This window comes from Bartonella sp. AP65SXKL (assembly GCF_042195725.1).
Lineage (GTDB): Bacteria > Pseudomonadota > Alphaproteobacteria > Rhizobiales > Rhizobiaceae > Bartonella.
In genome coordinates this window covers 1-10361 of the sequence record NZ_JBHIOW010000022.1, presented here as the reverse complement: position 1 = coordinate 10361, position 10361 = coordinate 1, and the positions used below count along the sequence as shown (strand labels likewise).

The 10361-nt window shown below is 42.7% G+C and carries 9 protein-coding genes and 1 pseudogene; all 10 read right to left on the bottom strand.

Features of this window, described 5'->3' with window-relative positions; translation table 11 throughout:
• Positions 1-944: gene transfer agent tail collar protein BgtC (gene bgtC / locus ACFIMP_RS08845; protein WP_375686279.1), on the bottom strand; the 944-nt coding region annotated here is incomplete at its 3' end.
• Positions 945-951: 7 nt separating this feature from the next.
• Positions 952-1965, bottom strand: a complete 1014-nt coding sequence (bgtC, locus tag ACFIMP_RS08840) for a gene transfer agent tail collar protein BgtC (RefSeq protein WP_375610949.1) — start codon at positions 1963-1965, stop codon at positions 952-954.
• Between the two features lie 8 nt (positions 1966-1973).
• Positions 1974-2978 (bottom strand): gene transfer agent tail collar protein BgtC, encoded by a 1005-nt coding sequence (bgtC, locus tag ACFIMP_RS08835; protein WP_375686278.1) that lies wholly within the window; start codon positions 2976-2978, stop codon positions 1974-1976.
• Between the two features lie 12 nt (positions 2979-2990).
• Entirely contained in the window at positions 2991-3638 is a 648-nt protein-coding gene (locus ACFIMP_RS08830) for a transglycosylase SLT domain-containing protein (protein WP_375631661.1), read from the bottom strand.
• Positions 3639-3652: 14 nt separating this feature from the next.
• Positions 3653-5899, bottom strand: a complete 2247-nt coding sequence (locus ACFIMP_RS08825) for a hypothetical protein (protein WP_375686277.1) — start codon at positions 5897-5899, stop codon at positions 3653-3655.
• On the bottom strand, positions 5896-7329 hold the full coding sequence (locus ACFIMP_RS08820; RefSeq protein WP_375686276.1) for a hypothetical protein: 1434 nt from the start codon (positions 7327-7329) through the stop codon (positions 5896-5898). The genes ACFIMP_RS08825 and ACFIMP_RS08820 overlap by 4 nt, the downstream gene beginning before the upstream one ends.
• Before the next feature lie 40 nt (positions 7330-7369).
• Positions 7370-8290, bottom strand: coding sequence for a BaGTA-type gene transfer agent maturation protease BgtD (gene bgtD, locus ACFIMP_RS08815; protein ID WP_375686275.1), 921 nt, complete (start codon positions 8288-8290; stop codon positions 7370-7372).
• Between the two features lies 1 nt (position 8291).
• The gene (locus ACFIMP_RS08810) at positions 8292-8717 is read right to left on the bottom strand and encodes a hypothetical protein (RefSeq protein ID WP_375686274.1); all 426 of its coding nucleotides are present in this window, start codon (positions 8715-8717) and stop codon (positions 8292-8294) included.
• Positions 8717-10174 carry a gene transfer agent protein BgtE gene (bgtE, locus tag ACFIMP_RS08805; RefSeq protein ID WP_375686273.1) on the bottom strand — a complete coding sequence of 486 codons (1458 nt, stop codon included), beginning with the start codon at positions 10172-10174 and terminating at the stop codon, positions 8717-8719. The genes ACFIMP_RS08810 and bgtE overlap by 1 nt, the downstream gene beginning before the upstream one ends.
• A gap of 1 nt (position 10175) precedes the next feature.
• Positions 10176-10361, bottom strand: a pseudogene (locus tag ACFIMP_RS08800) (hypothetical protein); the annotation flags it as partial.

Genomic DNA, 10361 nt, shown 5'->3' with positions numbered 1-10361 from the left:
TCTGTAAACCAAAAGGGAGTCTCTACCTGTGGACTTCCTGCTATTTGGTCAAATTCTTGATTACACTTGTCCAAAGCATCCCCACTCAAACCTACACACTCTTCGTCTACAGATCTCTTTCGCCTTGTCACGGGCGCTTCAGAAGAAGAAACATCTCGTTTTTTTCGAGAAGAAAGACCTTCTGATGACGCTGGACCTATAAAATGTTCATGCGCTTTTAAAGAACAGGGTTGTATACTTGCAAAAGAACGCCAAGGGTCTAAATTGCGTTCATTATCAAGTCCCCGTAAAAATAGCCCCCGAAAATCGGGAACATTAAACGTCGTGGCGCCATCCCCTTCTCCCCACGTCGTTCCTATCGCAGAAAATAAATCCCAATAAACATACCGTGAATAAGCACTTCCATCACATGGCAACCAACCATCCGGCAAGCGCTCCATTGCAAACGGTCCTATCAGACCGGAAGGTAAACGTTTTAAGGAAGAAACTTTGCCCCTTGTCGGGTTGAGAACTTGCCAACCCGTAAGCTCTTCATCATACACAAGCGTATAAAGACAGCCATCTTGTATCTCTCCTCCCGATAAGGCTAATAAACCGGTTTCTGTTGCCTTATAAACGGGCTTATCGGCTAAATTATTTAAAGCAATTGTTGTCGCCCCAACATTCTTGCCCTTCGCTTTAAAACAAACCGATATGCCATTCTTATACTCTAAAAATGCCGATTGACTTAGAAGCCTTATCACGCTCGTCTTTTGGTTATTATCAACCGTCACAATCCCTTCAAGCACGCCGCCCGTATCCGATAAATACTCACTTATCCTTTGCATCATAAAACGAGCGCTATTATTAACCGTGTTAGGGTGCTGTCCCTCTGACCAATTAATTAAAGCATCAGCACCACCATTCTCAGATGCCGTTAAAGACCAATCATAAATCGTGGACATCTAAACCTCACGTCTTGATTCCAAACACAACACTCATATTAATCGGGCGCGTCTCACTTATACCTGAACTTGCCAATGCAACATCACGCATGTGAAGGTGGGAATGGGGAAAGGCGAGCTTATGGTGCACGCGTATATCCTCTGCTCTCACGCCCAAACGTTCAGCAAGCTTCAATCTTTGCTGGTCATTCAACACATATCCCCAGATGATTGTCATATCACCATGCCAACTCTCTTCCTGATTTTCATCATTCAAAATCGTAAAGGATTGACCCCCATGGTCATGCTTTCTCATTGCGTCATTTTGTAAAGTGCCAAGATAACGAAAGCGGTCTATCTCGCGGTCATCATCAACACCTCGTAAAAAAACACCACGCAAATCGGGAACATTAAACTTCGTCCAACTATCAGCGCCTCCCCACCTGATCCCTATCGCTTCATAAAGAGCAGGATAATCACTACGCAAATAAGCCTTCCCATCACATGGTAACCAGCCATCTGGCAAAACTTGCATCCCAAAAATCCCTATCGTCCCTAGTGGATAAACAGGGATAACCGGCTCTTGCGATAAAGAGAGAGGCGTAGGATTTAAAACTTGCCAAGCATGATCCCTATAAACCAAGCTATAAATGCACCCCCTTTGAAGCTCGCCTCCCGATAAAACACGGAGACCTAATTCCGTCGCCTTGTAAACAGGTTTAGCCGCCAAATCATTCAAGGCAATTGCGGTTTCCCCAACATTCTTGCCCTTCGCTTTAAAACAAATTGATATCCCATTCTTATACTCTAAAAATTGCGATTGGCTTTGAAGTCTTATCAACGTCGTCTGGTGTTCAGCATCAACCGTAAAAGTGCTTTCAATCACACCACTCGTATCCGATAAATACTCACGCACACGTTGCATCATCACACGAGCACTATTATTCAGACTACTAGGACGTTGTCCTTTTGACCAATCAATCAAATCATCACAATAGGCATTCAAGGAGGCATTTAAAGACCAATCATAGATCGTCGACATCTTACACCTCATGTCTTAATCGCAAACAGAACACTCACATTAACTGGACGCGTCTCGCCTTCACCAGTGCTCTCCAAAACAACCTCTTGGTTCTCATCAAGAGTATGAGAACTTACAATGTAGCCCCCTAAATTCTCACGCTCTATGCCCATAAAATTCGCTAGAGAGCTCCCCCCAAACAAGCCTAGACGATAGCCCAACACATCCGTCGTATTCCCATCCCAAAAGTTTTCGTTGCTGGTAAAATGAGACATCGAAAGGCTCTGTCCTTGATGTTGATGCGACTCAATTAAATCTGTTTGCACACTTGCAAAAGAACGCCCCTCATCAATATTGCGCCCTCCATCAAGCCCCCGTAAAAACATCCCTCGAAAATCGGGAACATTAAATGTCGTGGCGCCATCACCCTCTCCCCAAACCGTTCCTATCGTCTCAAATAAATCACCATAATCACGACGCAAATAAGCCTTCCCATCGCAAATTAACCAATCCTTTGGAATCCCGCGCATTCCAAACGTTCCTATAAAACCCGTGGGATAAAGATTGCTTTCTTCTTCTTCTAAAGGGAGTGGGGTAGGATTAACAAGATGCCAATGATCTCCATTATAAAACAATGTATAAATGCACCCTTGTTGGATTTCCCCCCCTGATAAAAGCGATAAACCCGTTTCTGTTGCTTTATAAACCGGCTTGCCATCTAAAGCATTTAAGACAATCGTGGTCGCTCCAACATTCTTACCCATAGCCATAAAGCGCAAAACGATACCATTCTTATACTCTAAAAATTGCGATTGGCTTTGAAGTCTTATCACACTCGTTTGTTGGACATGATCATTTGTAACAATGCCTTCAAGCTCTCCACCCGTGTCTGACAAGTATTCCTTTACGCGCTGCATCATCACACGGGCGCTCGTGTTCACACTGCTAGGATGCTGTCCTTCAGACCAATCAATCAAATCATCTACGCGCGTATTATCCGCCGCTCTAAGCGACCAATCATAGATCGTTGACATCTCTCATAAATCCTAATTCCGGTAAAATGGTCCGTAAAACGCCCGCATGAATTGCGTCATCAAAGGATTATCATCATCACTCTCTTCTTCTTCCGAAGCCTCTTCTTGTGATGCTAATAATGCCCTTAAAACCTCTAACAAGTTGTCTCTATTTCTAATGCCACCATGCGCTGTAGGACTTGCTCTATGAGGCTGCCCACCATACATCTGTAATACACGGTTGACAAAATCACTTGCACGCATAGCGTTGTTTCCACCATTCAAGCCAACCGCATTGCTCCCAACAATTTGCGCCGCATTGGCATGGGGATTTTGCAAAAGACGCGCGGCTCCTCCTGCACCTTGTTGATGGGCTAAATACAACTCCGCTTCACTAGGCGCTCTTCCCAAAAGGCGGCTTAAATGATTGCGATTATCAAGCGTCAACCGCCCCATGGCATCTGCCGCTTGCATGGGATCAAACCTATCCTGCAAACCATATTGCTTGGCGGTGCTGTCTATAAATTGATACAACCCACCAGCAGAAGAACGTGGATTCCTTGCATTCGGATTGCCTCCACTTTCAACTTGCGCAACACGGTACAAATAGCTCTCTGGCAAACCATAACGCGCTGCCGTTTGCCGTATCGCTTGATTAACAGCAGGACTATAACGGGTCATAGCTTTATCCTCTTCTACCTTGGTGTACTCAGCATATTAAATTGACCAGCCAATGCTTTTCCTCCTCCTCCAAGCAACGCAGCAGAAAGCTTTTTCACCCATTCTTTTGTAGCGTATCCCTTTTCTTGCGCTTTAATCATATCTTGAATGAGCTTTGCAATTTGATCATTCTTAATCTGTGTCCCCCCTGTTAACAATTTGACAACATCCTTTTCAATCCGTTGACGCTCTCTAAACGCCGCCTCTTTGAAAGGAATCCAAGAAGCCTTCACCGCCGCTTTTCCTGCTTGCATAGCTGCATCAAATTTACCCGTTGGCATACTGACATTATGCGTAAAAGATATCTCTTTATTCGCTATACGATTTGGTATTCTGTTATAAAGATCTGCATAATTAGCTTCTCTATCAACAACCTTCTTAACAGCAGAAGCTTTATCTGCTCCATAAATCTTTGCAAATCGTTCATACAGATCATTCGTACCAAAAATCTCCTTTGCCTTGGAAACTTGATCTCCTGCTTGCCCCATACCTTGTAAAAGTTTTGCTCTTGATCCCTTTTTAAAGTATTCTTGTTCTCCCTCTGGTAATTCATCAAAAGTTTTACTGAATTTATCCTTATTAACTGACTTTCTAAGAATTTTGGAACCTTCATCCATAGCATCTACATCTGAACTATATTGATGATATAATGCCCGTCCCTTCTTATATTCAGATGATATATCATCCATAAGCTCTAATAACTTTTTCTGAATGCCTACTAAACTGCGAACTTGGCTATTATCTCCTTGTCTCCTTTCGGTCCTTATCATTAAATCGACAACCTCCTTAGTCTTATGAAGAGCCCCCATGTTTGGTTTCTCCTTAAGGAGACTAAATTTTTGAGAAGAAAACGGACTAACGTTGTTGCCATCCGTAATAAACCGCTTTAGTCCTTCATCATAAGCTTGTTTGAAGTATGGACGCTTCATTAAATCATTAAGAGCACCATAATATTTTTCTCCTATCGGCGTTTTCTTGGCTATTTCGTAAAGAGTATGTGATTCTGCTTCTCTACTCGCGATAAGATCATCTTTTAAACCTGTGACATTTTGACGAGGAACAAAGTGTTCATCAGCGGCTTGATGAATACGCTCCCCTCCTCCCAACGCTCTCTGCCCAGCTCTTTTAGTCAAATCAAGATAAGCTCCTTGGTTTCTTTTCGCGATATCAAAAACAAGATCCTGTAAAAAAGGACTATGATCAGCTACGTAATCGGTAGGAACTGCATTCTTAAAAGAGTTTCCTAGCTCTTCAGAAGCCTCCTTACCTAAATGTTTACTGATTTCTCTTAATGTGTCTGTTGCAACACCTTGCTTATGAGAAGGAGAAAGAAGTCTTCGTATTCCACCGACAGTAGAACCAGCCAAATGACCTAAAGCACTGCCAACCATTGTCCCTGCTGCTCCTAATCCTCCACCAACTGCTGCACTTTGAAGTGTGTGACCTAACCCTACACCTTCACCTGCTCCATGTAATGCACCAGATGCCGCTCCTACTTTAAGCAAATGAGGAAGTGTTGTGTTTTTTGTGATGCCTAAAAACGGACTTGCTTTCTCACCTACATATTTCACTCCTGCGCCTACCCGTTTCCCTAACGTGCCTACCGGCGTTGGAACGGCTTTCAAAAATGCTTGACTTAATTTTGAAGTAGCAGGAGGCGCTATCCGCCCTGCTAGTCCTGCAACCGCTCCTGTTCCTAACGTCGCAAGTGAAGGTAAAGCAGCCCCTACAACATTTCCTAACAAAGACGTCCAATAATGCGTATCACTCATCCTACGTTGATAATCACGTATTCTATTGGCTTCTTTCTCATACTTCTCTTCGTATTTTTTATCACCAGATAACCAATATCTGTACAGCCCCTTTCTAAAAGCATTTAGTGCACTCTCATTCTCATCATCACGTCCCGCCGCTACAATCCCCGCAACTTCATCATCTAAATTAAAACTCAAACCATGCTTTAAAGAATTCCAAAAGGCTTCACTTTGTGTAATCTCTGGAGAGAGTAGAGTATTCTCATAAGAAGGATTGGCATATTCTAAAACAGAACCTAAATTGATAAAATTCGGTCCAAGTTCTGATGAGCGTTCTCGATTAGCCGCATATTCTGAAGCAGAACCTAAATTGATAAAATTTGGACCAAGTTCTGATATTTTTTTACCTTGATTGTTCGTAGCACCTAATGCACGATCAACTACAAGAGAATTCTTATTGTTAATCATTTAGCCCTCTTGTAAACTTGACCATTGTAAATAAACTCAACCCCAATAGGCATTTTATTAGCTTGTTCTGTGCTGCTTACAGTTGTAAAATTTGCAACATTCCCTTGTGAGACCGCCTGATTGGTCGAATTTTGGCTATTTCTTGCCATAACGGCATTTCTCATATTATTTTCTGTAGACTCAATATGACCTAATACAATACCTTGTACTTCAGGGTTCAGTCTTGATAAAACATCTTTTATTGTTGACAAACGCCGTTTAAGCTCTCGTGTAGACATACGTAAATTTAATTTCCCAAGAGACTCTTTTAACATTTCAATGTCTTTATCGCTAACATTTCCAAGTCCTAGCGCCCCTCTTTGCGATAACATTTTCATTTGATCTATACGGTCAAGCCCTATACGAGATTGTATTGATTCCAAAATCTGTCGTACATCCGATTGTTCGGACGTTGAGAACGCGTAGCTAGCAGCTAAAGCTATATTACCTGTCGCCTTATTCTTAAAATTCTCAAGGTATTCCTGTACATAATCAATATCTTCTAGCAAAACCTTTGCATACAAGTTTTTATGTTGACGTAAAGCAGATTCTCGTTCTTTGTCCAGATACGCCTTCCCACCAGGGTGATAAACCACTCTCTTTCCCGTTGGTGATGTTGGGTCATCAATTAACGAACTCCCATCATTGTAATGTTTTATGCTATCTGTAGCACCTGTTAACAATGCACTAAGCATTTGAGGATTCCTTGCCATGACAGCAGCTTCTTCATCACTGTAGCCTTTGGACTTTAGATACTCGACAGTCTGATTAACCTGCCCTCTTTGTTTATCTCCTTCATTAAGATGCTTCACACCACTTGCAAGCGCATCCCATCCAGAACCATCTGTAGGTGCTGCCGCCATACCTGCAAAAAGATCTTTGAGCTTCTGATACGCATCTGATTGAAAAAACTTATAAGTATTGGACTGTAAAAATTTCTCTGCATCTGTCAGTTCAGGAGTCGGTGTTGGGGAAGCGGGTGCTAATGGTTGCGTTTGTTCATTAACATGAGGTTTTAGTTCTTGTGGAGTACTCTCTAGTGCATTTGGCATGGGTGGATGTTGATCAAATCCAAGAGGCATTTCCGCTCTAGGAGCCGTATAGGGCATAAATGGTCCATATGGATTCAGCATACTCTGTAAATAGGGGTTGTTTGGAGCATCTGCTTTCTCTGGTGTCATCATACTTTCAATGGCTGACCCCACACCCATAACTGCACTGGTTTTTGGATACTTTGCTACGAATTTCCCCACGGGGCTCTTTGTTATTAATTGTCCCAATCTATTCGCCCCTGTAACCGCTTTGGGAGCAATATATCTAAAAATATGAGGCGCAGCTCTCGCTGCCATAAAAGCTGCCCCAGCTAATGGAAATAATAATGGAAATGCCATCACGCTATCCTTTTAAAATTATCGTTTAATGATTATACAGCTATTGTTTCTTATTCATGTGATCTAAAAAAAACTTGGATGCTCCTCCTGCCAACGCTGCTCCCATTGGACCACCTGCCATGTAACCAAAAGCCATCGGTGCTGCTTGAAGTGCTAAAGAACCTATAGCCCCTACATTTTTCCACGGATTATTGCCCTCTATCTTAGAGATTGTATGATTATTCGTCGTCGTGCCGTAATTCCTTGCAAAACCATGACCGGCATTCATAAGCATATTCAACCTATTCCAGCCGCTATTGTCTTGTTCCAGCCAACGTTCTCTATTGGCATCAACAAGGCGTTGATTGTAGTCATTAAGAACAGATGACCCCTGCAACATATTCGAATAGGCATTATTGTAAGAGGGGAATAAGTTGCCTATCATGCCTAAGCGGTTTTCATTTAGTTGATCAATCATCGAATTGGCTTGCATCATATGCTGTAAATCTCTATCACGCTGGCGATACTTGATACGAGCTAATTCATCATTAAGCCCCCTCTGTAACTCATTGTTATGCGCACTAGAGCCATAAAGACCACTACCTAAAAACTGTCGATTAATACTATTTCTTATTTCACTTAAGCCCTCTTTAAGTTCCTCATCAAATTGAGAATTCGGTCCCATCAAACCACCAGATGCAATCCAGTTAAGGTTTCTCGCAGACGATGTAGGAGTATTCATCAAATGATTCATATAATTCTGATACTGATGAGGAATAGCTCCAAGACCTCCAATTGCTTGATAAGTTGGAGCACTTAAAGGTGCAACACGAGGTCCCCCATATACATTACCACCCATCCCTGTATCATACATGTTATACGCATCTGCACCCCCACGCTTAAAGACATTCTGCATCCAAGTTGGAGGGGCGCTTGTTTGTACCTGCTTCTGTTCTGTCGTTGTTGGTGTCTTGCTCCCCATGTCACAATTCCTTCCTATAATAAAGCATAGCTATGCCATAGCCTTGCTTGTCCAATGCGCGCTTCCAACCTAAACGACCCAAGATCTCCATTTCAGAAGCCCCATTCTCACGCGCCCAATCCTCTACAAATGTCAAATTATCAACTTGATCAAGAACGCCCTTGCCACTACATTCACAAATCAGAGCGCGCTTCTTTCCTAAAACTGTCTGTTGTATCTGGGTCGTGAATGCCGCTAAAAAGCGCTCGTCATCATCCAAAACAAGCCATAACTGTTTCTTGCCACTGCAAATCGCTTCAAGGAGCTCTTGCAACGTGATTTCATGTTTAAAACGTTCCACATACTCGCGAAACGACGCAATGATGTCTTCCAGATAAGGCGCTATACGCTCCATATCCCAAGACGTGGTCAAAAAAACTTTTGCCATTATCCTCTGCCTAAAGGACGTAAATCCACATTAAACCCTGTGATATGGTTCCAATGAACGCCTTCAGGAATACGCAATTTAAAGCGGTGATAACGATTGCGCGAACGACCATGATAAGCGCCCGTGACATATGAACATGCCCTCTCTTGGTGCCATGTAATCGGCGTCTGATTATTGCGAAGCCGACGCTCTCCTATGCTTAAAAGACCTTCCGTCGTATCAACTTCAGCAAACATCTTCGTGATAAAGTTAAAACTTCCATCTGGTGCTCCCAATTCTTGCGAAACAACCGTTGCCTCCATCGGTGCTCCCGTAAACATAACAAGCCGATTTTCATCATCAAAAGCACCAAGCATTGGGGCGCCACTTTGCCAACGAGGGCTGTCTAAAGAAGCCGGCAATGTCTCAAGATTGATCGAGATCTCATCTAACTGTTCTAAAGTATAACCTGTCGTAAATACTGGAAACAACGTGAAAGGTTTTCCCTGTAGCGTCGACCATTTCTGCAAGCCCCAATCATAAACAAAAGTCGTTTGCTCGTTATTACCTCTTTTTAAGGACCAGTAAATCCGGTTATCAATGGGATCTATCACTCCTTGCATCTCATCAAGAGCAAACTTATCAAAGGTTTTAAAAACCGTTCTATCAACCTTCTCAAAGCCTATCGGCAAAAGTTGACCATCAGCACTGATCTGATAAAAGCCACCATCACTCGCAAAAAAAGCATCACTCCCTCGACACGCTATAGAGGCTGCACTGCGCGCTCCACGCTTGTCTTGGATCTTTTGAAAAGCAAACGGGCTCTTGGAACCTAACGTCAAAGAACCAGCATAAATAGCAGAACGAAGAAAAATAAGGGGATTGGTTGTTTCTGTTGCCCCCTGCACATATTCTCCATCTTGGAAATCCATATAACCACTAACATTATATTGAGTCTCCCATAGAGTTTCATCGCCTTCTCCAGACCAATGGATGCGATTGGGATTATCTGTCAATTGCATCAAACAAACAAAAGGTCCCCAAACCTTAACCAATCCTGCTTTCGGTGGATTTCCTTCTAAATCTTCAAACCGTTCAGAACTAAGGACCTTGAAAACTTGCGGCTTATCATTTTTATTCACCGCAATAACCATGTTTTTAAAAAGAGCAAACGACCATTTATTCTCCTCATTTGCATGATACGTCACACCACTTTGGCTGATGTCTTTCCAACCCTTGGTTTGACTATCATAACTGTAAAGCTTTTGTTTGCCTCCTACAATTATCTTAACACCATTGCCACTTCTAAACGCTATGCACCCCAAAGGCTTTTCTTCCAAAGCATGAGACACAACCATTGCACTAGGCATCGGAATGTAACAGCCATCAGCCGGTAAAACATTCACAAGCGTATCCGTAAAGCTACCGTTGACGACCGAAACATCTGGTCTGTAATCAGCGATTGGAAAATAAACCATCTTAAAAATCCGTCGGTATTATTCGCGTGACGTTATGACGTTGAGACGTCTCTGCACGCAATTCATGCAACTGTTCGTTAAAGTCATTGTAAGCTGCCGTTGCACAATCGGGATCTTTCAAGATATTCTTGTAAAGTTCGTATTTTGCACGCGCCTTAATCAAATCAAACGCGTGCACAAACCATGG

Bases quoted from the DNA above. Each gene is read 5' to 3' on its own strand.
- bgtC (WP_375686278.1), bottom strand. From the start codon at position 2,978: ATGTCAACGATCTATGATTGGTCGCTTAGAGCGGCGGATAATACGCGC.
- bgtC (WP_375610949.1), bottom strand. From the start codon at position 1,965: ATGTCGACGATCTATGATTGGTCTTTAAATGCCTCCTTGAATGCCTAT.
- ACFIMP_RS08830 (WP_375631661.1), bottom strand. From the start codon at position 3,638: ATGACCCGTTATAGTCCTGCTGTTAATCAAGCGATACGGCAAACGGCA.
- bgtE (WP_375686273.1), bottom strand. From the start codon at position 10,174: ATGGTTTATTTTCCAATCGCTGATTACAGACCAGATGTTTCGGTCGTC.
- ACFIMP_RS08825 (WP_375686277.1), bottom strand. From the start codon at position 5,899: ATGATTAACAATAAGAATTCTCTTGTAGTTGATCGTGCATTAGGTGCT.
- bgtD (WP_375686275.1), bottom strand. From the start codon at position 8,290: ATGGGGAGCAAGACACCAACAACGACAGAACAGAAGCAGGTACAAACA.
- ACFIMP_RS08810 (WP_375686274.1), bottom strand. From the start codon at position 8,717: ATGGCAAAAGTTTTTTTGACCACGTCTTGGGATATGGAGCGTATAGCG.
- ACFIMP_RS08820 (WP_375686276.1), bottom strand. From the start codon at position 7,329: ATGGCATTTCCATTATTATTTCCATTAGCTGGGGCAGCTTTTATGGCA.